We start from the raw sequence: 24,884 nt of genomic DNA, 5'->3' as shown, positions 1-24,884 counted from the left end.
TCGCCGCGCCGGGCGCGGCCGATCCCCGCGCTACACGGGGATGATCCCCCGCTTCTTCTCCGGCCGCTCCACCCGCTTCTTCCGCGCGAGCTCGAGCCCCCACGCGATCGCCCGGCGCGTGTCCCGAGGATCGATCACGTCGTCGATGAGCCCCCACCCGGCGACCTTCATCACGTCGATGTTCTTCTGGAGCGCGTCGATCATCCCCTGCTTCACCTCGGGCGGCGGCGGCGCGTCCCCGAACAGCTTCTTCGCCGCGATCCCGAGCATCCCCTCCGGCCCCATCACGCTGATCTCCGCGGTCGGCCAGCCGACGATGAGGTCCGGCTCGTACGCGCGCCCGCACATCACGTAATAGCCGGCGCCGTACGCCTTGCGCACGACCACCGTGATCTTCGGCACGGTGGCCGCGGCCATGACGTGCAGCATCTTCGCCCCGTGGCGGATGATCCCCTCGTGCTCGACCTTCGAGCCGATCATGAAGCCCGGCACGTCCTGCAGGAACACGAGCGGCACGTTGAACGCGTCGCAGATCTGCATGAAGCGCGCGGCCTTGTCGGAGGCGTCCACGTCGAGGATGCCACCCATCTGGGTCGGCTGGTTCGCCACGATGCCGACCGGCTGGCCGCCGATGCGCGCGAGGCACGTGATGATCGAGCGCGCCCACCGCGGCTTCAGGTCGAACCGCTCGCCGTGATCCACGATCGCGTCGATCAGCTTCAGCATGTCGTAGGCGCGCCGCGGGCTCTCCGGCAGGAGGTCGAGCAGCGACTCCTCCCGCCGCTCGACGGGATCCGTCACCGGCAGGCGCGGCGGCTCCTCGTCGCAGCTCGACGGGAAGAACGAGAGGTACCGCTTCACCGCGGCGATGCACTCGGCGTCGCTCGCGTACTCCGCGTCGCCGACGCCGCTCTTCGTCGCGTGCACCTTGCTGCCGCCGAGCTCCTGCTCGGAGATGTCCTCGCCCGTCATCGCGCGCACGAGCGGGGGGCCGCCGAGCGCCATCGAGCCGACGTCCTTGACCATCGGCACGAAGTCCGCGAGCCCCGGGATGTACGCGGTGCCCGCGGCGCCCGGCCCCACCATGGCGGCGACCTGCGGCACCACGCCGCTCATGTGCACCTGCTCGCGGAACAGGTGCCCCGAGCCGGCGAACAGCGAGATGCTGTCCGGGTGCATCGAGCCGGGATCGATGCGCGCCCCGCCCGAGTCGATGAACCACACCATCGGCCAGCGCCCGCGGAGCGCCATCTGCCGCAGCCGGGTCACCTTCTCCTCGCCCGTCTGCCCGATGCTGCCGCCCTTCACGGTGAAGTCGTACGCCGCCGCGCACACCATCCGCCCGTCGACCTTGCCGAACGCGCACACCACCGCGTCGGCCGGCGGCCGGTCCTTCCCGTCCGGCCCGGCCGCGAGCCCCATCTGCGTGCCGTGCATCCCGACCTCGAAGCACACGCCGTCGTCGAAGAACGCCGCGAGCCGCTCCCGCGCCGTCATCTTCCCGCGGGCGTGCTGCTTCGCCACCCGCTCCTCGCCGCCCATCCGCCGCACCTGCTCCCGGCGGGCCTCGAGGTCCTTCACGAGCTCTCGCATGTTCACGGGCCACCTCATCCTGCGCGCCCCGCTCGCCGTCGCGCGCCGCGCGGCGAGCGGGGCCGCCTCAACCGAGAGCCAGCGAGCGCCGCGGCCTGCGGCGCCCTCCCGTCCCCCGCAAAGCACCCACGCGCCCCCCGGCGCCTACCTGCCCGACCAGCGGGGCTGCCGCTTCTCCAGGAAGGCCATGAGCCCCTCGCGCGCGTCGTCGGTCGCGAGGCAGCCCGCGAGCCGCTCGCGCAGCAGCGGCAGCGCCGACTCCAGGTCGAGATCGTCCTGCGCCGCGAACGCCTCCAGGCCGAGCCGCACCGCGATCGGGCTCTTCGCCGCGATCGCCCGGGTCACCTCGTCGACCGCGGCGTCGAGCGCGCCCGGCTCGACCACCCGGCTCAGGAGCCCGCACTGCGCGGCCTCGTCGGCGTCGAGGCGCTGCCCGAGCAGCATCATCTCCAGCAGCCTGCGGCGGCTCACGTGCCGCTGGAGCACCGCCATGATCATCATCGGGAACAGGCCCACATTGATCTCCGGCGTCCCCAGCTTCGCGCCGCGGGCGGCGATCGCGAAGTGCGACACCGCGACGAGCCCGAGCCCGCCGCCCAGCGCATGCCCGTTCACCCGCGCCACGATCGGCTTGCTCGAGTTCGCCATGGCGAGCAGCAGGTCCGCGTAGTCGCCCTTCGGCGCGGGCGCCGGCGCCCCCTCGGCGCCGGTGAGCTGCGCGAAGTCGCCGCCGGCGCAGAACGCGTCGCCCGCGCCGGTCAGGACCACGCACCGCACCGCCTCGTCGGCCATGCCGGCCTCGAGGGCGTGGAGCAGCTCGTTCACCATCGCCGGCCCGATCGCGTTCTTGCGCCCCGGGTTGTTCAGCGTGAGCCGGAGGACGCCCCCCGCGGAGGCGGCCTGGACGACCGCGGTCGCGCCGCCCGTCACGAGGCCGCCCCCTCCGCCGGACCGCCCGCGCCGTCGCCGCGCAGCCCCAGGATCTGCCGGGCTTCCTCGACCGTGGCCGGCCTGCGCCCGACGTCGCGCACCATGCGCACGGCCACCTCGCACAGCTCGCCGTTGCTGCGCGCCATCTCGCCGCTCGGCAGGTAGAAGTGGTCCTCGAGCCCGCACCGCACGTTGCCGCCGAGCACGAGCGCCGCCGCCAGCATCCGCCACTGCCCGTGGCTGATGCCGATCACCTCCCACTCCGAGCCGGGCGGCATGATCTTGGTCTGGAGCTGGAGCGACTCCACGTGCGCCGGGATGCCGCCCAGCACGTTGACGATGAACGAGAACTGCAGCGGCGGCTTGAGCAGGCCCATGTCGACGAGCGGCCACACGCCGTGGGTGTGCCCGGTGTCGAAGCACTCGAGCTCGGGCTTCGTCCCGGCCTCGTTCATGGCGGTGAGGAGCTTGCCGATCTTCGCGTACGTGTTGGGAAACACCATGTCGAAGTCGAAGCTCTTCCGCGCGCGCGAGTACTTCGAGTAGTTCATGGTGCCCATGTTGAGGGCCGCGATCTCCGGCCGGCTCTCGCGGATGGCCGCGCACTGCTCGCTGACGTCCTCGAGGATCGTGCCCGTCGAGAAGTTCAGGATCACCGGGCAGCGCCGCCGCACCTCTTCCTTGATCTTCGCGAACACGGCCGGGGAGAACGTCGGCGACCCGTCGTCGTTGCGCGCGTGGATGTGCACCGCCGCCGCCCCCGCGTCGTAGGCCCGCTTCGCCTCCTCGGCGATCTCGACCGGTGTGTACGGGATCGCGGGGCACTGCTTGCGGTTCGCGAGCACCCCGGACAGCGCGCAGGTCACCACGCAGACATCGGGGTCTCGCTCGTTCGGCTTCCGCGGTTCCCCGGTGAACGTCGGCTTCTCTCTCATGCCCCCTGCCTCCCTTTCACGTCCTGTCGCCGCCGTCGCCCTTCTTCGGTCCGCTCTGCGCGACCCGGGCGACCACCTGTCTCTGCAGCTTCGTCAGGATCCGGAGCAAGTCGCGCAGATCGGTCGAGCTCAGGCCGAGGAGCGCGCTCCGGAAGATCTCCATCGGCTCGACCTGGATCTCGCGGGCGAGCCGCGCCCCTTTCTCGCTGAGCCGGATGTGCACGACCCGCCGGTCGGCCTTCGAGCGCTCGCGCCGAACGAGCCCTTCCCTCTCCATACGGTCGACGATCCCCGTCACGGTGCTGTTCTGCGCCCGGATCCGCTCTGACAGCGTGGACAGCGACAGATCTTGAAACGACTCGAGCAGCTTGAGGATGGTGAGCTGTGGTCCGGTGAGGCCGAACCCGCTCGCCATGCCCTTCGTGAGCCGGCGCGACTCCGTGTAGAGATAGATGATCATCTCCACGATGGCGTCGATCTCCGGCCTCTCTGGCGGGGGCAGGGTCGCGGTCACGATGCTTCGTGTACGAAATATTCGCTCCCGAAGGTCGCGTCAAGCGCGCGACCTCACACTCCACGCGCGTACCGAGCGGACGCATCTGCGCCCGGACCGCAGGCCCCCGGGGAGGGAGCTCGTGGCGCGGCGCCGGGAGGACCGGTGTCTGAGCCTGGTGATGATGCGTCCCCGGCGTGCAGCGCACGCCGCCGGGGCGCGTTGTCCCAGGCGAGTTCGGTCCTCCCGGCGCCGCGCCACGAGCTCCCTCCCCGGGGGCCGGGCAGCTCGGATCACCCTGCGCCCTGCGCCCTGCGACCCGCTACCGGCCGCTGCGCCCCTGCCGCCCCCGCGTCCCTCGGCGCCCTTCCGCCCGGATCTCCCGGATGCACCACCGCAGCGCCTCCTGGAGGTCGCGGTGCACCTGGACCGACGAGAGATCGATGCCGAGCGACGACGCCGTCTGCGCCACCTGGGGCTGCACGCCGGCCACCACGCCCTGCGCGCCGAGCAGCTCGATCGTCTGCAGCATGCTGATGAGGTGCTGCGCCGTCGTGGAGTCGACCTCTTCGACCCCCGTGACCTCCACGATCGCATACCGCGACTTCGTCTCGACGATCGTGCGCAGCAGCTTCTCCGTGATCTCGGTGGCCCGGTGCCGATCGATGCTCCCCACGAGCGGCAGCACGAGCACGCTGTTCCAGACCTGGATGATCGGCGTCGACAGCGTCTCGATCGCGGACTCCTGCCGCTCGATCACCGCGCGCAGCGACTCCTGCTGCTCGACCACCGCGCGCAGCGACTCCTCGGCGCGCATGCGCTCCAGCGTGATCGCGAACATCTCCCCGACGACCTGGAGCAGCGCCCGCACGCTCTTGTCCCACGCCCGGATCGAGCGCACCGCGTCGATCCCCACGACCCCCACGAGCCGGCCCGCGTACGCCGCGGGCATCCGGACGCACGAGGCGATCCCTAGCTCCGTGAACGCTCGCCGCTCGCTCGCTGCCTCATCCGGCAGATCGGCCACGCGCGGCACGTCGCACACCTCGAGGCGGCACAGCCTGTCGACGAGCCACGGATACACGTCCTTGGAGACGACGGCCCGCTCCGCGAGCAGCGACGGGACCCCTTCGGCGCACCACTCGTGCGTGTTCAGGAACCGCCGCCCGTCCTCCGAGAGCAAGAACAGGCTCGTCCGATCGGCGCGCAGCGCCTTGCCGAGCTCCGCGAGCGCCAGCCGAAAGCCGCGGTCGATGTCCGCGAGCTTCACGTTGATGAAATGGGCCGAGATCGACGCGACCAGCATCTTGGTCTCGATCCGCTGCATCAGCGCCCGCTCGACGCGCTTCTGCTTGCCCACGTTGCGCGCCCAGGCGTAGACGAGCCCCTCGCCGGGCACCGACAGCATCGACCAGGACAGCCATACGTAGAGGCCGCTCCTGCTCCTGCACCGGTTCTCCATCCCGAGCGTGACCGGCCCCTCCCGGAGCCGCGCCAGCTGCTCCCGCGTCGCGGCGAGGTCGTCCTGGTGCACGAGATCGAGCAGGTTCCGGCCGACCAGCTCCTCGGCCCCGAGGCCCAGCGTGCTCTCCCAGGCGCCGCTCACGCGGAGGAACGATCCGTCGATCCGCAGAACGCAGAGCGGATCGGGACAGACAGCGAAGAACCTCGCTACGTCCGCTTCGTTCGCAGGTGCGTCCATCGCCGGTCGCCTTACCGAGCCCCCACCCCACGCTTACGGCTCTTTGACATCCTCGAACGTCGTCCGCGCGGCCACGTGCTCCTCGTTCAGGTTGAGCAGGATCGGCAGGGTCTCGTGCTGCCAGTCGTCGTCGAGGATCCGCCGCACCGTCACCCGCCCGGGCACCAGGTTGTACACGGCGTCCACGATGTCCATGATGACGTAGAAGCCGTTCGAGTTGCAGAACCGCATCTTCACGAAGTCCATCACCGTGGACGTGATCGGATGCTGCGGCAGGACTCGCGCCAGCTCGTCGAGGTAGCTGGACAGGTACCGGTACGGGTTGTCGATCCGGATAGCGCCCTCGAAGGTCAAGACGAGGCGGTTGTCGTCATCGAGCCGGGCGACCGACTGAAAGACGCTCAGCCCGCCATCCGTGATTTCTCCATAGCTGAGAGCCTTCATACGCGACCTTTCGTGGAAAACATACGGAGCCTTTTCAAGGGAAAGTAGCCTGGACGACGAGAATTCCATCGACGTACTGCGTCGAGAGATGGAATTTGTTCTCAGCGGTCAGCCGAATGAGGCCGAGGCCGCCCCTCCGCCGGTCGTTGCGCCGCTCGCGCACCGTCCTGGCGAAGAGCTCCCTCGGGTCCTCCGCGGCGAAGATCTCGTCGAATACCGCCTTGACGGTACGGTACTCTTCCGGCGTAACGCGGTTGGATACCTTGATGAGTAGCCGGTCGGGATCGATGCTCAGATCGAGTCGTACCTCGCTGTCACGCTCGGTCCCGTGCTGGATCACGTTGGTGACCAGCTCGGTGACGACCACGTTGACCTTCTGGCAGATCCGTCTGGGATAGAACCTCACCAGGAGCGCATCCAGAAAGTTCGCAAGCAGGCCGGCCACGTCGCCCGTGATGTGATCGATCGGAGATATATATATCGATGCACCGACCGACGTCTGCGAATGATTCTTCTCGGGCTTCATCAGGCGCACCTTCGCAGGATGATCAGTGTGATGTCGTCGGCGTCCGCCACTCGGAACCGTGTGTAGTCCTCGATGCACCGGTCGAGGATGACCTGCACCGGCTCCTCGCTGTGCTTGACGACGATTTCGTTGAGACGTTGCACGGAATATATCTCCCCGCTCGCGTCCTGCGCCTCGAACATCCCGTCTGTGTACAAGGCGAGGACGTCGTCCTCCTCGAACGGCAGCTCGAATTCGTGAAACGGCTTGATGCGCAGACCGATGAAGTTGCTCACCCGGTTGAACGAGCGAGGCGTACCCCGACGGACCAGGAGCCCGTACCCTCCGCCCGAGACGTAGCGGAGGAATCGGTCCGTAAACATGACGAAGTTCACCGTCGCGTACCGGCGAACCTCCCGGAGGAACGAGTAAGCGCTCCGGTTCACCCAATCCACGATCGCCCCGGGGCTGTCGAGGCGCTTGGTGGCGTGGGCGAACTGAGCCTTCAGAAACGCCATGATGAGCGCCGACGATACTCCGTGACCCGAGATATCGTAAACACCGATCGCGTGGCGCTCGCCGGGGAGATAGAAGAAGTCGTAATAGTCCCCTCCCACCTGCGCTAGCTGCTTGTGGAAGATGGCCATGTCGAACGCCGAGGCGATGGGCCCGCTCGCCTCCGGCAGCAGGGCGCGCTGGACCTGCCGCGCCACCGCGAGGTCGTCGTCGATGGCCCGGTTGTACCCTTCTAGCTCGTTCTCGATGCTGGTCGCGTGCTCCAGGATCGCCTCGTGCACCAGGGAGAGATCGTCGAAGTCGAGCTTCAGCTTATCGACGTACTCCAAGAGTGCGCTGCAGCGCTCCATGAAGTCCGTGAAATTCCCCTCGTCGCGCAGGAGAGTGTTCCACGCTTGCCGCTCCTTCACGATCGCCCTGATGGCATCCAGATTGCTCTGCTTCTGTATGAAGCCTCTGGAGTGCATCGAGCTGATGTCCTTAGGTGCAGTCATGGCTCGACCTGGACGCGATTCGGGTTGGACGGAAGATCCCATCCGTTCTCAATCACAGAGTATCATCTCGAAGTTCTGGTTGAACTTCTTGAGGTTGGGCAGCGACTTCCCCTGCCACGGGATGGACTTCGAGCCGCGGACGATGAGCTGGAGCTCTCCCTTCTTCCGGGTGGCGATGGCGAACTTGTAGAGGACGTTGATCCCCGAGCTGTTCAGGAAGTTCAGCGCCCTGACGTCGAGCGTGATGGTGGGAGGGTTCGTGGCCAGGACCTTGTCGAGCAGCTCCTCGATCGGGGCGTACTCGGTCGTGCCGCCAAGACGAAGGATGCCCTCCAGGTACACCACAACCTCAGAGGGATCGTACCAAACCCGGTAGTTGCCACCTTTGATTTCCATTCTCGACCTTTCGTTCAAAATAGGAATCCTGGCCATCGTCTTGATGCTGAAGCTGTTCACCGAGATCGGATCGAGCTTCCACCCAAGACTGACACCGTAATCATTCATGATGATGAGGTAGCCGAGCCCCGACCCGGCGTTCTCTGCGTCTTCGGCGTTCGCCTCCGCCTGCCGCCGCAGGAGCTCCCCCGGGTCCTCCTGCGTGAGCTCGAGGAGCTTCTCCCGAAGCGACGGGACGGCCGCGTTCGTGATCTGGTTGCTGACGAGGCACACCAGGTCCTCACGCCCGATGCCGACGGTCACGGTGATATCACCGTGCTGATTGAACTTGACGGCGTTCTCAACCAGCTCGTTCAGAACGTAACCGATGGCGCCTGAGACCTCGTCTCGGCTGATGAGCCTGTCTTCGCCGTCGATCTCCGGGAAGAGCTCCCCGAAGTACTCGGCCATGAAATTCGCCGTCAGGTTACACAGGCTCCATCTCACCGCGAACGAGTCGGGGTACAACGTCAGCGACATGTGCTCGCTGAACGAATCGTCTAAAGAGTAGACGCCGATGATTTCGCTCATGGTAATGCCCAGTCTCCCCCTTGCTCATACCCTCTTAATGACAAGTACCGTAATGTCATCATGGATTTTGTTGTAGCCTACGTGCGCCAAGACGTCCTCGATGATAGCGTCCTTGATCTCCCTCGAGGTCCTTTCGTGATTGCGCGAGATCACCTGACACAGCCGGTCGATGCCGTATTGCTCTTCTGAAGAGTCCTCCGCCTCGGTGATGCCGTCGCTGAACAGCGTCACGACGTCCCCGGGCTCGAGCTTCACCTCGATGCTGCCGATGAAGTCGCTGATATCCAGATCGATGCCGATCGGCAAGCCGAGCCCCATCGTCTCGACGCGTTCGAGGGTGCCGCCCTTCCGGACGATGATCAGGTCCTCGTGCTGGCCGGTGAGCTGGAGCTGGCCGTCGCTGTAGTCGAGCAGGGTCAACGACAGGTTCTTGTCCGAGCGGATGCGCTGGATGTTCTGGTAGATGACCTTGTTGACGATGCTCAGGAACTTCTTCGGATCCCGCTCGTTGCTCGCGAGCAGCGTCCGGACGGCCGTCTGCACCATCAGCATGAGCACGCCGCTCTCCAGCCCGTGGCCGGTGACGTCGCCGATGCCGATCTTCACGAGCCCGTCGCTCCGCAGCACGTCGTAGTAGTCGCCGCCGACCTCGTCGGCCGGGGCCATGTAGCCGGCGATGTCGAGGCCGGGGATCTCCTGGAGCTCGCTCGGCGCGGGGAGCACCATCAGCTGGAGCTGGCGCGCGACGTTCAGCTCGGCGCCGAGGCGGATGTTCTCCTGCGCGAGCTTCGCGTTCAGCTCGCTGATCTCCTCGTTCGCCTTCTCGAGGGCCATCGTCCGCTCGCTGACGAGCTCCTCCAGGTTCGCCGTGTACCGCTCGATGTCGGACGCCATCGCGTTGAAGGTCATCCCGAGCCGCCCGATCTCGTCCTGGCTGTCGATGTTGACCCTCATCGAGTAGTCCTTGTTCATCAGCCGGTGCGCCGCCTCGGAGAGATCGACGAGGTTGGCCGTGATCCTCCGCGCGACCCAGGCGATGCCCACGAGCACGGCGAACAGGCTCAGCACGACGACGATGATCTGCTGGCCCAGGATGTTCCCCGCCGTCGACTGGATGGCGCGCTGGGCCGTGTGCACCGTGGAGAAGAGCTCGGACTCGGGCACCACGAACCCGAGCACCCAGTACTCCATCCCGATGGGCTTCTCGCCCCGGTAGAAGTTCATCCCGGGCAGGCGCCGCAGGACGATGACGTAGGGCGTGGCCGGCTCGCCCGGCGCCCGCTGGATCGAGACCCGGTGGAACACCGGCTTCTCGCTCGACGGCATCGCGATCTTGGCGACCTCGGGGAACTGGCTCTGGCTGAGGAGGCGCTTGACCTCCTTCACGCCCTCGTTCTGCCCGTCCCGCGTCCCGATCCCGAGGACCTTCTCCCCCTCGCTGTTGATCGCGAGGACGTTCGTGTCGGACATCGACATGAACGCGAAGCCCGAGGACTTGATGTGCACGTGCCGGATGAGGGCCACCGCCTGATCCAGCGTGATGTCGATCGCGACCGCCCCGGCGCAGTCCGTCCGGTCCTTCGTCCAGAGGGGATTGAAGAACGTGACGATGTTGCCGCCGGTCGCCGCGTCGATGTAGGGCGGATAGCCGGTGACGTCGGTCTTCGGGACGGGCTTGCTGCTCGGGTCCTTGAGCCAGCGCTGCCATCCCTCGTAGATGCCCGGGAAGAAGGAGTCCCAGAAGTTCTTGTCCGTATGCCCGGGGTAGAGCCTGTCGAACGTCTGCGCCATCTCGAGCCAGGGCGTCAGACGCATGATGGGCTTTTCCTTCGGCCCCACGTAGTAGACCTGGAGCTTCTCGCTCCCGTTCTTGACGATGGCCGGGGCGAACAGGTCGAAGATCGCGTTCTTCTTGACGTCCTTCAGGATCTCCGGCTTGATCGAGCCGTCCTTCTCGAGCATGTAGTGCCACACGCTCATGACGGACTGCTCGCCCGGCTTGTTCTGGGTCCACTTCCCGTTCGGATCGACCTCGAAATCGTCCTTGAAGAAGGACGATTTGTCGGGGAGAGTGCCTATGGCCTCCGCGGCGTCCGGGTTGTCGATCAGCGTCTGGAGTATCGACGCCGTCATCCGGAGCTCGGAGAACGTCTGCTCGAACAGGAGGTCGAGGCGGAGCGCCGTCGTCTCGATGTAGTTCTCGAGGTACTCGTCGTTCGCCCGAGCCAGCCCGCCGTAGACCTCGGCGCTGGCCTCCTGCTCCAGCCGCGTGACGTTGTAGAGGGCCGTGCCCGCGCTCGACGCAAGAGCGATGAGGACGCCGAACGACGCCACGAGCATGAACTTCGTACGGAAGCGCCCGGAGGACCTCTCGACGATCCACTGAACGATCGAAAACTTCTTGCGCTCCTTAGCTTCCATAGGTCGGCTCGCGGCGCCTCATCGGCCTCTCCAGTTCACTCACGCTATCGCATCAGCCGTTCTGGCTTGCGCCCGGAGCCGGCGAGTATCGGCCAGTTCGCGTACCCCTTGTCGCTGAGGATGGCAGAGACGTGGGCCCTGAGCCCGATGCCAATCTCCTCGAAGATCACCGGATCGGCGTTCGCCGAAGCAGCGACGTCGCCGCAGAACTTGATCCAGCTCTCCACGACCTTCGCGAAGTTGTTCGGGTCGGTGTTCATGTTGTTGATGTCGATGAGATCGCTGCGGATGTCCTCGAGCCCCGCGTTCGCGAGCAGCTCGCGGGTCCTCACGCCGATGTCGAAGTCCATCCCGACCATCCGGCTCAGCTCGAGGTACCGCCGGTACCCCATGCGGATGAGGTCCTGATCCGGATAGCCGGTCACGCACGCGAGCATCTCGTTCGTGATGTAGACGCGGCCGCCGGGCTTGCAGATCCGGCAGAGCTCCTTCATCAGCTGGTCCGGCATGTGGAAGACCTGGATGGCGAGCCGGCAGGACACGAAATCGAAGGAGTCGTCGGGGATGAGGAGCGCGGCGGCGTCGCCGTACTGATACTCGATGTTCTCGATCCCGAGGCTCCTCGCGTGCGCCTGGGCGTGCTTCAAGAACGCCCTGGAGTGGTCGACGGCCGTGACGTACTCCGGCTTGTACTCCGCGTTGAGCCGCACCGCGAAGTCCCCGAGCCCGCAGCCGATGTCGGCGACCTTCATGCCCGGCCGGAGGCCGTGCCGGTGGAGGAGCTTGCGCTCGTGGTTATAGACGATCTTCTCCTGGGTCCTGAGGACCCTGACGAAATCCTCGTCCTCGATCACGCTCTGGATCGGATAGAGCGCCTTGTCGTAGACCTCCACCGAGACGTTCGGATAGAGCTCCTCCATCACCTGGAACTTCCGCATCGCCCAGGGGATGACGCTCGAGATGATGAGGCGGATCTTGAGGTTGGGCCGCTCTTCCACGGCCCACCGGACGAACCGGTTGATCTCGAGGAAGGCGACGTTGTTCATGTACTTGAGGCGCTTGAAGTCGAGGGTGAGCTCGCCCGTCGCGTTCTTCGCGGCGGTCTCCAGCGTCCCTCGGATCGCCCGCATCTGGTCGCCCACGAACGGCCGGAGCATGCCGGCGAGGGCCACCTCCTGATCGTCCTGGTCGACCCGCATGTTGAAGGTCACCGATGAGCGCCATGACGGAAGGCTCCCCGATGAGGACGAGGGCGGGACGGCGTTCTCAGGGTAGATTGAAGCACTCATTTTCATCTACCTCAGTAAACGGCAGCTCGATGTTCAATGTCAGCGAGGTCCCGTTTTTGGGTTCAGTAAGGCTTAGCGTCGAACCGTAGACTACAGCGAGCTCTAGCAGACCTAGAGTCGTAACATCGTTGTCGGGCACGTCGTGCTCGAGCTGCTCTCGGTACCAGGCCATCGGATCTGGCTGGTTGAGCAGCTGGACGGCGTGCTTGTAGAACGCCACGTTCTCGCTGCTGGCGGGCACCTCGGCCGTCACGCTGATGCGACCGTTGTTCCTCTGGAAGGTGATGATGATGTCGCCCGACGGAGCGTGATTGCGATAAATGGCTTCAAGCAGCTCGTTGAAGAAGGTCGAGAGCAGCGTCGCGTAGCGCTCCGGGTCGTCCTCGTTTGCGCTCGCGTACCGCGCGAGGAAGTTCGCCATCTGATGGCAGTGGCTCCAGCGCTTGCTGAAGCCAGTGACCGAGAAGTTGGCTGAGATGATCATGCCGCTCGGCGCCATGACCGGCGGTGGTCGCAGCGTCGGGGCTACATCGGTCGGCTTCGAAACGGACATCAAGGCCTCGGGGTTGGTTTGCGAGAGGAGGCAGGACGCAGAGTACCTGGAGTCTGGGTGCCGCGTCGAGTGCGTCGCGCTCCCGCTCGAGGTCGCCATGGTGGACTCGGACGAGCACAGCGCTGACGAGGACTGCCTTGGAGGTGCCCGGATTGCCACAGGATCGAAACGATAATGTGGTACAGATCACATTTATTCGCTGCTGATATTCCGTGCAGGTAGAGAAAGGTACTCTTCGCGTGCGCCCGCTGAGGTCCGGACCGCGACGTGCGCTGTTGCTCGGGCGCGACGCCCGGTGGCCGGCCCGCGGCGCGGGCGCTCGCCGGCCGAATTGTCCACAGATCGGCGCGCGCGCGCCGTGCAGCGACGACGGAGAATTCGCCGCGCCGCGCGTCGCTTGCGGACCCTGGCAGGCGGCGCCTGCGACCATCGAAGCCCTCGAGAACACCTTCAAGGGAGGTAATCGAAAGCGCGTCGGTCCTGTCAACACTTTCATGCCGCGCCCGCCACTGCGGAGATCACTCATGGCGTGTGGTCGCGAGTCGCTACGGAACTGTGCGGAGCTCGGTGGGGCGACCTACCCAGTGCAGGCGGGCGCGGCGCGCGGGGGCGAGTGGCCCTCTCCGGCGGGTGATTTCACAGCGACGTACGCCTCGGGCGCGCGCTCCGGGCCCGGCGCCCGCGCGCGCGCGGGCGCCGGGCCCGCGCGAGCCGTGAGCTCGCTTGGCCCGCCAACTCGCTCTCTCCGCCTACGTCGCCGAGCGCTTGAGGCTGCGGTCGGGCGGGGCGTCGGGCGGGGCGTCGGCGAGGCGTCGCTCCGAGCGACGATTGCGCTTGACACGCGGCCGGGCGGCAGCGCCGGATTCGCGGCTGTCACCGCGGCGCGGCGCCGCGCCGCTCGATCGCGTCGAGCTCGTCCATCACGGCCTTCACCCGTGGATCCGCGGGGTCCACCGCGCGCGCCTTCTCGTACGCCGCGCGCGCTTCCTTCAGCTGGCCCGACTGCGCGAGCGCGTTGCCCAGGTTGATCCACGCGCTGCCGAGCTTGTCGTCGAGCCGCAGCGCCTCGCGGTAGAGCGCGGTCGCCTTGGGCAGGTCGCCGCGGAGGTGGTACGCATACCCGAGGTTCGATCGGTACGTGGCGCGCGCCGGGTCGCGGGCCACGGCCGCCTCGAGGTACGGCACGGCGCGCGCCGGATCGTTCGCGGCGAGCAGCGCCGTCCCGAGATCGTTTTGCAGCCGCGCGTCGGCCGGCGAGAGCCTCGCGGCGCGCTCGTAAGCGCGGATCGCGTCGGCCGTCTTCCCCGCCGCGAGCAGCGCCGTCCCGAGGTTCGCCTGCCGCTCGGCGTCGCCGGGGGCGAGCTCGGCGGATCGCGCGAGCTCGCGGACGGCGTCCTGCAGGTGGCCGAGCGCGAGGTGAGCGACGCCGAGCGCGGAGCGGGCCTCGGGGTCGCTCGGGGCGAGCTCCGCGGCCCGCGCGAGCTCGCCGAGCGCCGCGTCGGCGCGGCCGAGGACGAGGAGGGCGCGGCCGAGCTCGAGGTGCGCCGGCGCGTGCTCCGGATCGAGCTTCACCGCGCGCTTGAGCTCGGGAATCGCGGCGAGGAGCGTCTTGTCGCCCGGCGCCCCGTTGTAGTCGGAGGACACCCCCGCCCTGGCGATCGCCGCGCGCTGGGTCCCCACGATCGCCGCGGGGTCTCGCCTGTCGAGCAGCGCGGCCGCGCGATAGGCCCTCTCCGCCGCGGCGAAATCGCCGCTCGCGTAGGCGGCATCGCCCTCCTCGAGCTTCCTGTCCGCCGGCGTGCCGGTGCCGCGCGCGACGCGCGGAGGAGGGCTCGCCGGCGCGCCCTCGCTGGTGGACGGCGCGTCAAGCGGGACGCCCGAGCCGGTCGCCTGAGGCTCCGCCGCGCCCGCGGCCGCGCCGTTCGCCGCCGCCGCCGCCGCCCCGCTCGCCGCGGGAGGCGCGGCGGGCGCGGCGGGCGCGGGCGGCATCGCCGGCGGGGCGTGCGGGGCCGATCGCGCGGGCGCGTCGGCCGGCGCGCCCGCGCAGCCGGCGAGCGCGACGAGGACGGCGAGCCCGCGGATCGAGCCGCAGGAGCTCACAGCTTGTACGGGGTCATCGCGTGCTCCTTGCCGTCGTAGCGGAGCAGCACAGGCTTGTTATCCATCTTCGTCGCCACGCCGACCGGCCGCTTCCAGCAGCGGACGAGCGCCACGAGCGTCTCGCGCGCGTAGTCGGCGCGCAGGTCGAAGCCGCCGTGCACGTGCTCGAGCAGGAGCTCCCCGCGGTTGCCGTAGTTGGCGTCGACGACGCGGATGTAGGGATCGCCGAAGTTCGTGAGCTGGAAGAGGAGCTTCTCCTTCACCTCCTTGAACTCGCGGCTCTCGATCTCGAACCGGTCGTTCCGGCCGGAGAAGCCGAACGTGTACATCTTCTGGTCGATCACGAACTCCGGCGTCAGGAACTCGTCGATGAAGGTCACGTCGTTGTAGAGCGCGCGCACCTGGAAGATCTTCTCGCGGCCGAGGCCGAGCCGCATGTCCCAGGTGCGCTTCGCGTCGAGGTCGGTGCACTCCTCCCACTCGCGGCCGAAGCGCCCCTTGTTCCACCGATCCTCGATGTAGCGATAGAGCTCCACGCCGACCTTGTAGGGGTTGAACCGCCCCGGCGCCGTCGCCATGACGCCGGCGTTGTTCTCGGCGTAGTCGATGATCTCCGACGCATCGAGGACCTTCTCGGTCATCATCTTCGAGTGCCAGTACGAGGCCCAGCCCTCGTTCATGATCTTCGTCTGGCGCTGCGGCACGAAGTAGTAGGCCTCCTCGCGGATGATCTCGAGCACGTCGCGCTCCCACCGATCGAGCGGCGCGTGGTCGAGCAGGAACTTGAGCACGTCGCGCTCCGGGCGCTCCGGCACCTTGCGCTCCGGCTTCTTCTGCTCCTGCCGCTTCTTCTTCTGCGCCGCGAGGATCTCCTCCGGGTTGATGAAGGAGTCCATGTACTCCTTGGCCCGGAGCTTGTACGTGTCCATCGGCTCCTCCGAGGGATCCTCTTCCTCCTTGGGCGCCGGGCGGCCGGTGAACGGGGCCCACGGGTCGATGAGGTTCTCGAGCGAGAGGCAGTGGTCGACGAACGCCTCGACCTTGTTGATGCCGTGACGCTCGATGTGGCGCGACACGCGGGCGCCGTGGTTCGCCATCTTGTCGATCCACTTGCGGTCCGGGTCGTAGGAGTCGCTCCTGCGCACGGGGTCGAGGATCGGGCCGCGCTGGTCGAGGTCGGTGGACCGGAAGCAGAAGTTGTTCTTGAAGAAGTCGACGTGCCCGAACACGTGCGCCATCACGAGCTTCTGGTCGGTGAGCGAGTTGCCCTCGAGCAGGTAGGCGTACGAGGGGTTGTTGTTGATGACCATCTCGTAGATCTTCGAGAGGCCGTACTCGTAGCTCTTCGAGAGCTGCTCGTACTCCATGCCGAACCGCCAGTGCGGGTAGCGGCTCGGGAAGCCGCCGTACGCGGCGATCTCGTTCATCTGGTCGTACGTCAGCATCTCGAAGACGACAGGGAAGAAGTCGAGCCCGTAGTCCCTGGCGATCTTCTCGATGCGCTCCTTCTCGGTGCGCAGGTACCGGGGGAGCGCGGTGTTCAGCGCGAACTTGCTCATGCCGCCCTATTTCCCCTTCCCCAGGAAGTCCTTGATGCTGCCCACGATGGCGTCCTTGTCCCTGATCTCGCTCACCACGACGCGGTCGTCCTGCGAGAAGTGCTCCTTCAGATCCTTGATGAACTGGCCCGAGCCGTACGGGCTCTCGACCTGCCCGTAGGCGAACATGTTGACCCTCGGCAGGATCTGGGTCTTGAGCACGTCCACGCAGGAGAGGGTGTCGTCCATCGACCAGTTGTCGCCGTCGGAGAAGTGGAACGGATAGATGTTCCACTCGTCCGGCGGGTAGTCGTTGTCGATGATCTGAGAGCAGAGCTTGTAGGCGCTCGAGATCATCGTGCCGCCGGACTCGCGCGTGTGGAAGAACGTGTCCCGGTCGACCTCGCGGGCGATGGCGTCGTGGATGATGAAGCGCGACTCCAGGCCCTTGTACTGGCGCGTGAGCCACGCATCGAGCCAGAACGACTCGATGCGCACGATCTCCTTCTGCTCGTCGCCCATCGAGCCGGAGACGTCCATCATGTAGATGATGACCGCGTTCGCGACGGGCTCGGTGATCGTCTTCCACGAGCGGTACCGCTTGTCGTCCGGGATGGGGACGACGACCGGCGCCGTCGGGCGGAACGTCCCGCTCGAGATCATCCGCTTGAGCGCCTCGCGGTACGTCCGCTTGAAGTGGCGCAGCGACTCCGGGCCGACCCGGCGGATGCCCGAGTAGCGGTCGTGGGCGTTCGAGATCTTGCTCTTGCCCTTGTCCTGGATGTCGGGCAGCTCGAGCTCCTCGCCGAGGATGCCGGCGAGCTCCTCGAGCGTGACGTCGACCTCGAGGATGTGGTCGCCCTCGCCGCTGCCCGCCTGCCCCTGCCCGGGCTGCTTGTCGTCCGAGCCCCCCACGGGATCGCCGGGGTTGCCGTCGCCCTGCCCCACGCCGCCGCGCTGCTTGTCGCCGAAGCGGAAGCGCGGGATGTCGATCTGAGGAATCGGAATCGAGACGAGGTCCTTTCCCTTTCGCCCGATGAGCTCGCCCTGCGAGATGTACTTGCGCAGGTTCTCGCGGATGCGGCCGCGAACGATCTGACGGAAGCGCCCGTGATCCTGGTCGATCTTCAACGACACGCTGGCGAGTGTAGCATCGGAAGCGGCCCCGGGTCCGAACGTTCGGCGGGCCGCCGAGGTCTCCCGCGCCGTCGTCGTCCCATCCCCGACGGCCCCCTGCCCCGGCGTTCGCGCCCCCGCCGCTCCGGCCCCCCACCGCGCCCTCCTCGCACCCTCCCCCCACGGTTCCCCGCCGCTTTCCCCACCGTCACGCCCGCCCGTCGTGAACTGCGCCCGTGATAGCCTCGGGACCGTGCCTTCCCGAGCGCCGGTCCTTCTCTTTGTGGTCCTCATGGCGCTGGCCCTCGGCTGCGGCTCCCGCGAGCAGCTCGTCGGCCTGCCCGAGCTCGCGGACGCAGGGGGCGCCCCCGACGCACGGCCGGACGCGCCGGTGTGCCGGGAGGACGGGCTCCCCTGCGAGGGCGCGGCGGACTGCTGCAGCGCCGCGTGCGCGCGCGGGATCTGCGGCGGCGGCAGCTGCGCGCAGGACGGCGCGCCGTGCGCCGCCCCGGGCGACTGCTGCACCGGGGTGTGCACCGAGGGGCTCTGCGGCCAGGGCTGCTCGGTCGACGGGGCGCCGTGCCAGAGCGCGGCGCAGTGCTGTACCGGTGTCTGCACGGGCGGAGCGTGCGGGCAGGGCTGCTTCCCGAGCGGGAGCGCGTGCAGCTTCGCGGGGCAGTGCTGCTCGCTCCGCTGCGAGGAGGGCGCTTGCCGCGCGCCGTGCATCCCGAACGGCGCGCTCTGCGAGGGCGGCGACGCGTGCTGCAGCGGCGTCTGCCGCGGCGGCGCCTGCGGCCTCGCGTGCTCGCCCGACGGCTTCGGCTGCAACACGGGCGCGGACTGCTGTTCCGGGCGCTGCAACGCGGGCGTCTGCGGCGGCTGCAGCCCGGACGGGGAGATGTGCGGCTCGGCGGACGCGTGCTGCTCTGGCGTCTGTGACGAGGGCGTCTGCGGGGGCGTGTCCTGCTCGCACGGGCCCTGCGCGATCGGCGCGCCGCTCGCGGCGGAGTGCGGCGGCTGCGTGGCGGAGATCTGCCGGTTCGACTCGTTCTGCTGCGACGCCAGCTGGGACGAGATCTGCGTCCGCGAGGTGACCGGGCTCTGCGGGCTGACCTGCGGCGAATGCGCCGAAGACGGCAGCCGCTGCGCGTCCGACGCGGCGTGCTGCAGCGGCGCGTGCGAGGACGGCGTCTGCCGGACGCCGTGCACGCCGGAGGGCGGCGGGTGCGCGGCCGACGCCTCGTGCTGCAGCGGGAGCTGCTTCGAGGGCGCCTGCGTCGGCTGCCTGCCGAACGGGGCGAGCTGCGGCTCGGCGGAGAGCTGCTGCAGCGGCGCCTGCGACCCGGCCCTCGGGTGCGTGACCGAGTGCAGGCCCGACGGGCGGCCCTGCGCGGACTCGAGCGAGTGCTGCAACGACAACTGCCAGAACGGCCTCTGCGGCGGGCCCGCCTGCCCGTCGGACGGGACCGAGTGCGGGAGCTGCGTGGCCGAGGGCTGCTGCGCGCAGCTCAACCAGTGCCTCGCCAGCGCCGCGTGCGCCGAGGACGTGGCGTGCTTCTTCGGCTGCCTCGACGCGGGGAACGACTCCGCGGTCTGCGGGTTCGAGTGCATGAACAGCCCGGAGACGTTCCGGCTGCTGCTCTGCGTGGGCAGGAGCTGCGGCGGCGGCACCTGCTTCTGACGCGGCGATGCGCGGGGCGATCGTGCGGGGCGCGTTGGGAAGGGTGTCCGCGCTGGCGTGGGGCACGGCGGTCGCCGCGCGGCTCGCGGCGCACGTCATCGCCGCGCGGCTCGCGGCGCACGTCGTCGCCGCGCGGCTCGCGGCGCACGTCGTCGCCGCGCGGCTCGCGGCGCGGCTCGCGGCGCACGTCGTCGCCGCGCTGCTCGTGACGTCCCTCGTCGCCGCGCCCGTCGCCGAGGCCGCGCCGCGCGATCTCGCGGTGGTCGGCCTGCTCGCCGATCTCGAGAAGATGGTCGAGGTGCAGCAGTCGCTCGGCTGGACGATCGACCGGTACGAGATCGACGAGATCATGTCGCCGGCGCTGATGAGCGTGTGCTCGGCGACGGCGGAGACGCGCGCCGCCGCGCTCGCGGCGCTCGACCTCCGGATCGTCGAGCTCGGCGGTCCCGTCGAGGAGGCGTTCCGGCGCCGCAGAGAAGACCTCGACGAGGTCGCGGATCTCCTGTTCGCCACGCGGGTGCGCGCGCTCCTCGCCGAGGCGATGCGCCGCGCGCTCGGCGCCAGCGATGCGCCGGCCGAGTGCCCGTTCTGGCTCCGCCCCTCGCCGGCCTTCCGGGGGCGCGAGACCGACGCTTACCGGACCACGCTCAACGTGGAGGGGGGCGGCATCGCGGTCCTCGAGGGCGCCGGCGGCAGGGTCCTCCCCGGCGCCGGTGGCTCGGCGCGGCTGCTGCTCGGCCGCGGGATCGACGAGCGCTGGACGTTCCTGGCCGGCGGCGAGTTCGGCGGCACGGCGCAGTTCGAGCAGACCGAGACGAAGACCCGCTTCCCCATCAGCTTCGTCGCCGCGCTGCCGATGGTGCTGCGGTACCACGCCCGCACCTGGCACTACGAAGGCGAGCTCGCGTCGCTCGCGTACTTCACCCAGGACGACCTCCGCGTGAGCCCGGGGCTGCGCGCCGGCGCGCTGGTCGGCGTCTCCTCCCTGCGGATGCGGGGCATCATGCCGTGGGCCGGCCTCGGCATCGCGGTCGAGCACGTGCTCGAGACCCACCGGCGCCCCGCCCAGTGGAACCTCAAGGGCGGCGCCCGCGTCGGCTTCGACTGGGATTTCTGAGCGCTTCCGAGCGGGTTTGCGGCGCCGATCTGCCGCGGGCCTGACGCGCAATAGGCGCCTCCGCCGGGGTGGGCTACAGCAGATCCTGATTTCGATTCCGGTCCTTCCCGCCGACTTTCCGACCGGGAAAGAGGAAAGGCTGTGGCACCATGAGGCCACGAGCGAGCTCATGTCGAGAGAGCTCGGGGGAGGGCTCTATGCCGAGAGGCGAGACAGCAAAGGATACGTCCAAGCAGAGAAAGCGGGTCGGGAGCGGCGAGCGCGAGCAGCCTTCGCCTGCGACGTCCCAGGGCGAGGCCGGTCGGACGGCGTCGGGCAGGCGGACCAGGGCCGCGGCCGGCGGCGCGAGGAAGGCCGCGAGCCCGACCCGGCGCGCGACCCAGGCCAGGAAGGGGTCGCGCAAGGCGGGAGCAGGCGCCGCCGCGCGGCCGGGCACGGCGCGGAGCACCTCGGCGGGGGCGAAGGCCGGGCCGAAGCAGCGGGCGGGCAGCGCGGCGAGGAAGACGGCCGCCGGCCAGACGAGCCGGCCGCGGAGCGCCGCCGCGAAGAAGGCGGCCACGACGCGGAAGCGGGCCGCCGCCGGCGGTACGGCGGGGCGCGGCCGGGGCGCGACCGGGCCGGCGGCGGCCGGCGGGCAGAAGACGGCGCGCAAGGCGGCAGGCGCCAAGCGGGCGGCGCCGCAGCGTGGCGGCGCGGCGAGGCAGACGCCGTCCGCCGGGCGCGGTGGCGCGCGGCGCACGAGGGCGGCGCAGCCGCGCGCGCAGCGGGCCGGCCAGAAGCGCGCGACCGCCGGAAGGCGGACCCAGGCCAGCTGAGCCTCGACGCCGGGCGCGCCGCTCGCCGCGGAGCGCCCGCCCGCGTTGTTCCCATCCACAGCGATGCCTGCCCGGGGCTGCCCATAGCGGCCCTGGCCGAGCCCTGCCGACCGGCAGGATGCCAATCCGAGCGAATCCCGCCCAGCGCTGTCGCTCTCGGAGCGGTGTCCGCCCCGGCGCTGCCGCGCAGCCGTTCCCACGCAGGGGTTGCCACCCCCGAGGGGCGGTGCCCGCCCAGGCTGCCGCATCCCGGCGGAGCAGGGCTGCCCCATCCCGGCGGAGCAGGGCTGCCCCATCCCGGCGGAGCAGGGCTGCCCCATCCCGCGGTGCCGATCAGGACTGCGACGACGCCGGATCGCCGACCATGAGGACGACCCAGGTGGCGGTCAGGAAGTGGTACGACGTCCCGCCGAGGCCCGGGAGGGTCGCCTCGCCCCGCGCGCGCCTCGCGCAGAGCGGACAGCCCACGTCCCCGCGCCGGCCGATGAGGTACCGGCGCGAGGACGGCGGCACGGACGCAGGACAGACCTGAACTTCATCGTCCTCCATCGCTCCGCACATACCCCCCATCTCGCTCTGCGGCGGAAGCGCCTCCGTGCGCCCGATGCCGTGCGCTGCCCCGATCGATCGCGGCGCGCGGCCGCCCTCGCGAGGCCTGCGCTCGATGGTCCGACCTGCAGCCGCTGGCGTAGGGCGATGCTGGACCATCGTAGGAATGCTCCTTCGGGCGAGCCGAAAACCAGCGACCCAGGCTCGGATGTGGCGCCGCACTGCGGCCGAGATTCATCCTAGCAGGATCCCCGGACCATGCATGGATGACATTCCGTAGATGCGTGGTGCTTCCCACCGCGACAGCCTCTTGTCTCTGCTGTCGTTCTCCTTGCCGTCTTTCTCTGCTCAATCGATGTCGCTGCGCGGCGCGGGGAGCGGAGCGGCGGAGTGACTCGCAGCGTGGGCCGCTGACCGCTCGCGCGCAATGCGAAGACCGACGCGACGAGGCGCGCGGGCGTCGCGCGTCAGCGGCGGAGCGCAGCAGGAGGCTCCGGAGGGGCGCTGCGGCGAGCCCCGAGGACATGCCGACGCTCGGCGGCGCGCGCGGCGCGCGCGGCGGCGCGCGACCGACCCCCGCGCGCGGACGAGCATCGTTTGCGGGCAGCTCGGGAGGGATACGACGCTCGTCAGGAGAACGCCGATGTCCGGCGCTCGGCCCCGGCAGAGGGCTCCGGGGCTGCGCGGCGAGCGATAGCGGGCGGGCGGGGTCGGCCGGAGCGCGTCAGTGGGGGACGGGGACCTGCGGCACCTCGTCGTCGGGCACGATGCAGGACGACAGGTCGAACAGCATGAAGAGCAGCGCCTTCTCCTGCGGGGTCAGCTCGTCCGTGGAACACCCCTCCGGGAAGGGCGGGCCCGTGACGTCTCCCGCGGAGACATGGATGTCTGTGAACACCAGGCGTCCGCACTGTTGATCTTCGTCGACGCCGATGGGCGTGTTGAACGTGAAGTACTGGACCCCCGCCGGCTCGGGCTCGTTGTAATAGATCCACCGGGTCGAGATGCCGTCGCCCACGTCGTTCACCGTGTGCTGCGCCCCGTTGATCACGATCTCGCCGGGCACGGTCGAGGCCCCGACGTTGACGAGCCAGTCCGCCAGGGCCTGCCCCTTCGGAAGCGTGGTGTCCACGAGCGCCGTGAGGGGGCTCACCGGGTCCTCGTTGAAGTTGTCCCACACCGCCGTGTCCGGGAACGGAGCCGGCCCGCGCTTCAGCCAGTAGTTGTGCCAGTGGGAGGCGAACACGCGCCCGCCGAGCGAGGTGTAATCGAACAAGGCCTGGCGCGCCGTCTCCGGCTTGTCCGCGGCGTAGGGATCGCCCTCGCAGGCGAGGATCACCATGTCGTACTGGCGCAGGGTGTCGACGGTCCCCCAGAGGCTCGTGGCCGACGTGAACTCCACGCCTTGATTGAGGCCGTCCGCAAACTGCGTCGTCACGGGGTGCCCCGCGTCGCCGCGGCCGGCGAACAGGTGGACCCGCCCCGTCCCGGTCTCCGGCGTGAACTCGCTCTCGTCGATCCCGAGCTTGTGCAGCAGGCACTCGAGCGGATCGGCGCCGCCGGTCGTGAGGGCGATCTTGGGGATGTGCCCCTCCGCCTTGTTGCGCGGCAGCCGGATGGTCCCCGCCTCGGTCGCGGTGTCCTTGCATTTCTCGACCGCTGGGAGCGTGATCTCGCGCCGCCACTTGCCCACCTGGACGACGAGCGGGATGTCCTCGCCGACCGGCACGTCCTCCAGGACGAAGCTCCCTTTCGTATCGGTCAGCGCCGTCACGATGGGCGAGCCCGAGAGCGTCGCGCTGCATTGATCGCAGGTCGCGCCGTCGGTGAGGGGGTCGAGCGGCTCGTTGGGAACGTAGACAATCACGTTATAGAGGGGCAGTTTGCCCGAAGGGTCGTAGACGGTGCCGCTCACCGTGGTCTTCGCCCCGTTCTCGCATTGGACCTGCTGGCACTCGAGGCCCTCGCACGAGCCGTTCCCTCCCAGTCCCAGGCCGCCCCCGCCGACATTCGCCGGAAAGCCGCCGAAGCCCGTGCCGATCCCGCCGCCGTCCCCGCCCGCGCCGCCAGGCCCCGCGCCGCCGGACGCCGGGGGCGCCGTGCCTCCCGTATCGCCGCAGGAGCAGCCGGAGACAACGCCCGGCGCTACAGCGATCGCAGCCATCAAGACTCCCGCCCTGCCCGACCAAGTCAACATTTCGAGCCTCCCGGGCGATGCGAGCAAAGGTACCCTGCTACCGCCCAGTCTCTATCGTAGGCCAGAGCGTAGAAATCGGGAAGTATGTCCAGCGAAGAGCAGGAATGAAGCGATAGTAGATTAAGGTAAGCCCTGATACCCCTGACTACCGACTCCGCGCAGGACGCGCACATCGCGGCGTGGGACAGATCGAACAGCGGATCTCCGCGCCTGCGACATGGTGGGCGACCGGATGCCGCGGAGGATCGACGCGTGGGTCTTTGGGAGGGGGCGCGCCGCCAAAGCGGCTGCGCGCGACCGCGCCGCGAGCGACGGCGCCGCCGCGCAGAGGCCGCGCGCGGGCGGCCCTCTCGGTCCGCTCGACCGGAGCGCCGGTTATTGCGGATCGACCCGCGTCAGCCCGAACCAGAGCACGACGTGCCACCGCTCGTGCCACTGCAGCAGCACCGGCCCGATCGCGAGCCCGGGCGACGGGGTCCGCAGCTCGTCCTTGAGCGCGCTCACGGGCCAGGGATTGCCGAACGCCTTCTCGCCGTAGGTCAGCGCGAGCGTCGGCCCGCCGTCGAGCTCCGAGGGCACGAGCTGCGCCTTGAAGCGGCACACCTTGCTGCCGCGGACCCGGTTCGTGCCGGAGTTGCCCCCGTGGTCGAACTCGTTCCCTTTCCAGGGCATCCAGTCCGACGCGAGCGCCCTGATCAGCGGGCGCACGGCCAGGTGAACCCCGGCGGTCGGCTGCAGGGAGAGCAGGCGGCCTCGCGGCGCGTCGCCGAGCTCGGCCGGATCCGCCGGCTTCCCCGCCCTGTAGATCTGCCGGAGCGCGTCGGGGTGCGCGCCGATGAGGCTGTCGAGGGAGGACACCTGGGTGATGAGGCGGCGCCCGGCCGCCGCGCCTGCGTTCTGCTCGCTCTGGGTGTTCATCGGGCCGCCTGG

Annotated in this window: 21 protein-coding genes; 3 read left to right on the top strand and 18 right to left on the bottom strand. The window is 69.0% G+C overall.

Features of this window, described 5'->3' with window-relative positions; genetic code table 11:
• Positions 1–30 precede the first annotated feature (30 nt).
• The 15 genes from WMF33_RS11045 to WMF33_RS10975 all read right to left on the bottom strand — a co-directional run bounded on the left by WMF33_RS11045 (position 31) and on the right by WMF33_RS10975 (position 17,616).
• Complete coding sequence (locus tag WMF33_RS11045) at positions 31–1,593, bottom strand: acyl-CoA carboxylase subunit beta (protein WP_437339465.1); 1,563 nt, start codon at positions 1,591–1,593, stop codon at positions 31–33.
• A 144-nt stretch (positions 1,594–1,737) separates the two neighbouring features.
• Entirely contained in the window at positions 1,738–2,523 is a 786-nt protein-coding gene (locus WMF33_RS11040) for an enoyl-CoA hydratase/isomerase family protein (RefSeq protein ID WP_437337092.1), read from the bottom strand.
• Positions 2,520–3,458 carry a 3-keto-5-aminohexanoate cleavage protein gene (locus WMF33_RS11035; protein WP_061627347.1) on the bottom strand — a complete coding sequence of 313 codons (939 nt, stop codon included), beginning with the start codon at positions 3,456–3,458 and terminating at the stop codon, positions 2,520–2,522. Before WMF33_RS11035 ends, WMF33_RS11040 begins: the two co-directional genes overlap by 4 nt.
• Before the next feature lie 16 nt (positions 3,459–3,474).
• Positions 3,475–3,972, bottom strand: a complete 498-nt coding sequence (locus WMF33_RS11030; protein ID WP_437337091.1) for a MarR family winged helix-turn-helix transcriptional regulator — start codon at positions 3,970–3,972, stop codon at positions 3,475–3,477.
• Positions 3,973–4,273: 301 nt separating this feature from the next.
• Positions 4,274–5,653: an STAS domain-containing protein gene (locus WMF33_RS11025; protein ID WP_437337090.1), complete on the bottom strand. Its 1,380-nt coding sequence runs from the start codon at positions 5,651–5,653 to the stop codon at positions 4,274–4,276.
• Between the two features lie 33 nt (positions 5,654–5,686).
• Positions 5,687–6,097: a hypothetical protein gene (locus WMF33_RS11020; protein ID WP_020734190.1), complete on the bottom strand. Its 411-nt coding sequence runs from the start codon at positions 6,095–6,097 to the stop codon at positions 5,687–5,689.
• A 34-nt stretch (positions 6,098–6,131) separates the two neighbouring features.
• Entirely contained in the window at positions 6,132–6,623 is a 492-nt protein-coding gene (locus WMF33_RS11015; protein ID WP_236644532.1) for an ATP-binding protein, read from the bottom strand.
• On the bottom strand, positions 6,623–7,585 hold the full coding sequence (locus WMF33_RS11010) for a SpoIIE family protein phosphatase (RefSeq protein ID WP_148314768.1): 963 nt from the start codon (positions 7,583–7,585) through the stop codon (positions 6,623–6,625). The genes WMF33_RS11015 and WMF33_RS11010 overlap by 1 nt, the downstream gene beginning before the upstream one ends.
• 75 nt (positions 7,586–7,660) lie before the next feature.
• Positions 7,661–8,578 (bottom strand): slr1658 superfamily regulator, encoded by a 918-nt coding sequence (locus tag WMF33_RS11005; RefSeq protein ID WP_012234413.1) that lies wholly within the window; start codon positions 8,576–8,578, stop codon positions 7,661–7,663.
• A 24-nt stretch (positions 8,579–8,602) separates the two neighbouring features.
• Positions 8,603–10,999: a PP2C family protein-serine/threonine phosphatase gene (locus WMF33_RS11000; RefSeq protein ID WP_437337089.1), complete on the bottom strand. Its 2,397-nt coding sequence runs from the start codon at positions 10,997–10,999 to the stop codon at positions 8,603–8,605.
• A 44-nt stretch (positions 11,000–11,043) separates the two neighbouring features.
• Positions 11,044–12,210 (bottom strand): class I SAM-dependent methyltransferase, encoded by a 1,167-nt coding sequence (locus WMF33_RS10995; RefSeq protein WP_129574225.1) that lies wholly within the window; start codon positions 12,208–12,210, stop codon positions 11,044–11,046.
• Positions 12,211–12,265: 55 nt separating this feature from the next.
• Positions 12,266–12,841, bottom strand: a complete 576-nt coding sequence (locus tag WMF33_RS10990; protein ID WP_237245226.1) for a hypothetical protein — start codon at positions 12,839–12,841, stop codon at positions 12,266–12,268.
• Between the two features lie 873 nt (positions 12,842–13,714).
• On the bottom strand, positions 13,715–14,941 hold the full coding sequence (locus WMF33_RS10985; RefSeq protein ID WP_437337088.1) for a tetratricopeptide repeat protein: 1,227 nt from the start codon (positions 14,939–14,941) through the stop codon (positions 13,715–13,717).
• Positions 14,938–16,500 carry a SpoVR family protein gene (locus tag WMF33_RS10980; protein ID WP_061624954.1) on the bottom strand — a complete coding sequence of 521 codons (1,563 nt, stop codon included), beginning with the start codon at positions 16,498–16,500 and terminating at the stop codon, positions 14,938–14,940. The genes WMF33_RS10985 and WMF33_RS10980 overlap by 4 nt, the downstream gene beginning before the upstream one ends.
• 6 nt (positions 16,501–16,506) lie before the next feature.
• Positions 16,507–17,616, bottom strand: a complete 1,110-nt coding sequence (locus tag WMF33_RS10975; protein WP_061624955.1) for a DUF444 family protein — start codon at positions 17,614–17,616, stop codon at positions 16,507–16,509.
• A gap of 271 nt (positions 17,617–17,887) precedes the next feature.
• Between WMF33_RS10975 and WMF33_RS10970 the strand changes: the two genes are divergently transcribed.
• The 3 genes from WMF33_RS10970 (at position 17,888) to WMF33_RS10960 (ending at position 21,208) form a co-directional block, all read left to right on the top strand.
• Positions 17,888–19,276 (top strand): hypothetical protein, encoded by a 1,389-nt coding sequence (locus tag WMF33_RS10970; RefSeq protein ID WP_437337087.1) that lies wholly within the window; start codon positions 17,888–17,890, stop codon positions 19,274–19,276.
• Between the two features lie 34 nt (positions 19,277–19,310).
• A complete protein-coding gene (locus WMF33_RS10965; RefSeq protein ID WP_437337086.1) occupies positions 19,311–20,393 on the top strand; it encodes a hypothetical protein in 1,083 nt (360 codons plus the stop codon).
• Positions 20,394–20,590: 197 nt separating this feature from the next.
• Entirely contained in the window at positions 20,591–21,208 is a 618-nt protein-coding gene (locus WMF33_RS10960) for a hypothetical protein (RefSeq protein WP_437337085.1), read from the top strand.
• Positions 21,209–21,541: 333 nt separating this feature from the next.
• On the opposite strand, the gene WMF33_RS10955 is transcribed toward WMF33_RS10960, so the two are convergent.
• From WMF33_RS10955 to WMF33_RS10945, 3 genes are all read right to left on the bottom strand, one after another.
• Positions 21,542–21,757: a hypothetical protein gene (locus tag WMF33_RS10955; RefSeq protein WP_437337084.1), complete on the bottom strand. Its 216-nt coding sequence runs from the start codon at positions 21,755–21,757 to the stop codon at positions 21,542–21,544.
• Between the two features lie 724 nt (positions 21,758–22,481).
• A complete protein-coding gene (locus WMF33_RS10950) occupies positions 22,482–23,921 on the bottom strand; it encodes a carboxypeptidase regulatory-like domain-containing protein (RefSeq protein ID WP_437337083.1) in 1,440 nt (479 codons plus the stop codon).
• A 408-nt stretch (positions 23,922–24,329) separates the two neighbouring features.
• Entirely contained in the window at positions 24,330–24,872 is a 543-nt protein-coding gene (locus WMF33_RS10945) for a hypothetical protein (RefSeq protein WP_437337082.1), read from the bottom strand.
• Positions 24,873–24,884 lie beyond the last annotated feature (12 nt).

This window comes from Sorangium sp. So ce394, assembly GCF_051474665.1.
Classification (GTDB): Bacteria; Myxococcota_A; Polyangia; order Polyangiales; family Polyangiaceae; genus Sorangium; species Sorangium cellulosum_D.
This window is presented reverse-complemented; position numbering and strand designations above follow the sequence as displayed.

Bases quoted from the DNA above. Each gene is read 5' to 3' on its own strand.
- WMF33_RS10990 (WP_237245226.1), bottom strand. From the start codon at position 12,841: ATGTCCGTTTCGAAGCCGACCGATGTAGCCCCGACGCTGCGACCACCG.
- WMF33_RS10980 (WP_061624954.1), bottom strand. From the start codon at position 16,500: ATGAGCAAGTTCGCGCTGAACACCGCGCTCCCCCGGTACCTGCGCACC.
- WMF33_RS11025 (WP_437337090.1), bottom strand. From the start codon at position 5,653: ATGGACGCACCTGCGAACGAAGCGGACGTAGCGAGGTTCTTCGCTGTC.
- WMF33_RS11035 (WP_061627347.1), bottom strand. From the start codon at position 3,458: ATGAGAGAGAAGCCGACGTTCACCGGGGAACCGCGGAAGCCGAACGAG.
- WMF33_RS11020 (WP_020734190.1), bottom strand. From the start codon at position 6,097: ATGAAGGCTCTCAGCTATGGAGAAATCACGGATGGCGGGCTGAGCGTC.
- WMF33_RS10970 (WP_437337087.1), top strand. From the start codon at position 17,888: ATGGCGCTGGCCCTCGGCTGCGGCTCCCGCGAGCAGCTCGTCGGCCTG.
- WMF33_RS11005 (WP_012234413.1), bottom strand. From the start codon at position 8,578: ATGAGCGAAATCATCGGCGTCTACTCTTTAGACGATTCGTTCAGCGAG.
- WMF33_RS10960 (WP_437337085.1), top strand. From the start codon at position 20,591: ATGCCGAGAGGCGAGACAGCAAAGGATACGTCCAAGCAGAGAAAGCGG.
- WMF33_RS11000 (WP_437337089.1), bottom strand. From the start codon at position 10,999: ATGGAAGCTAAGGAGCGCAAGAAGTTTTCGATCGTTCAGTGGATCGTC.
- WMF33_RS11010 (WP_148314768.1), bottom strand. From the start codon at position 7,585: ATGCACTCCAGAGGCTTCATACAGAAGCAGAGCAATCTGGATGCCATC.
- WMF33_RS10945 (WP_437337082.1), bottom strand. From the start codon at position 24,872: ATGAACACCCAGAGCGAGCAGAACGCAGGCGCGGCGGCCGGGCGCCGC.
- WMF33_RS11015 (WP_236644532.1), bottom strand. From the start codon at position 6,623: ATGAAGCCCGAGAAGAATCATTCGCAGACGTCGGTCGGTGCATCGATA.
- WMF33_RS11045 (WP_437339465.1), bottom strand. From the start codon at position 1,593: ATGCGAGAGCTCGTGAAGGACCTCGAGGCCCGCCGGGAGCAGGTGCGG.
- WMF33_RS10955 (WP_437337084.1), bottom strand. From the start codon at position 21,757: ATGGAGGACGATGAAGTTCAGGTCTGTCCTGCGTCCGTGCCGCCGTCC.
- WMF33_RS10950 (WP_437337083.1), bottom strand. From the start codon at position 23,921: ATGGCTGCGATCGCTGTAGCGCCGGGCGTTGTCTCCGGCTGCTCCTGC.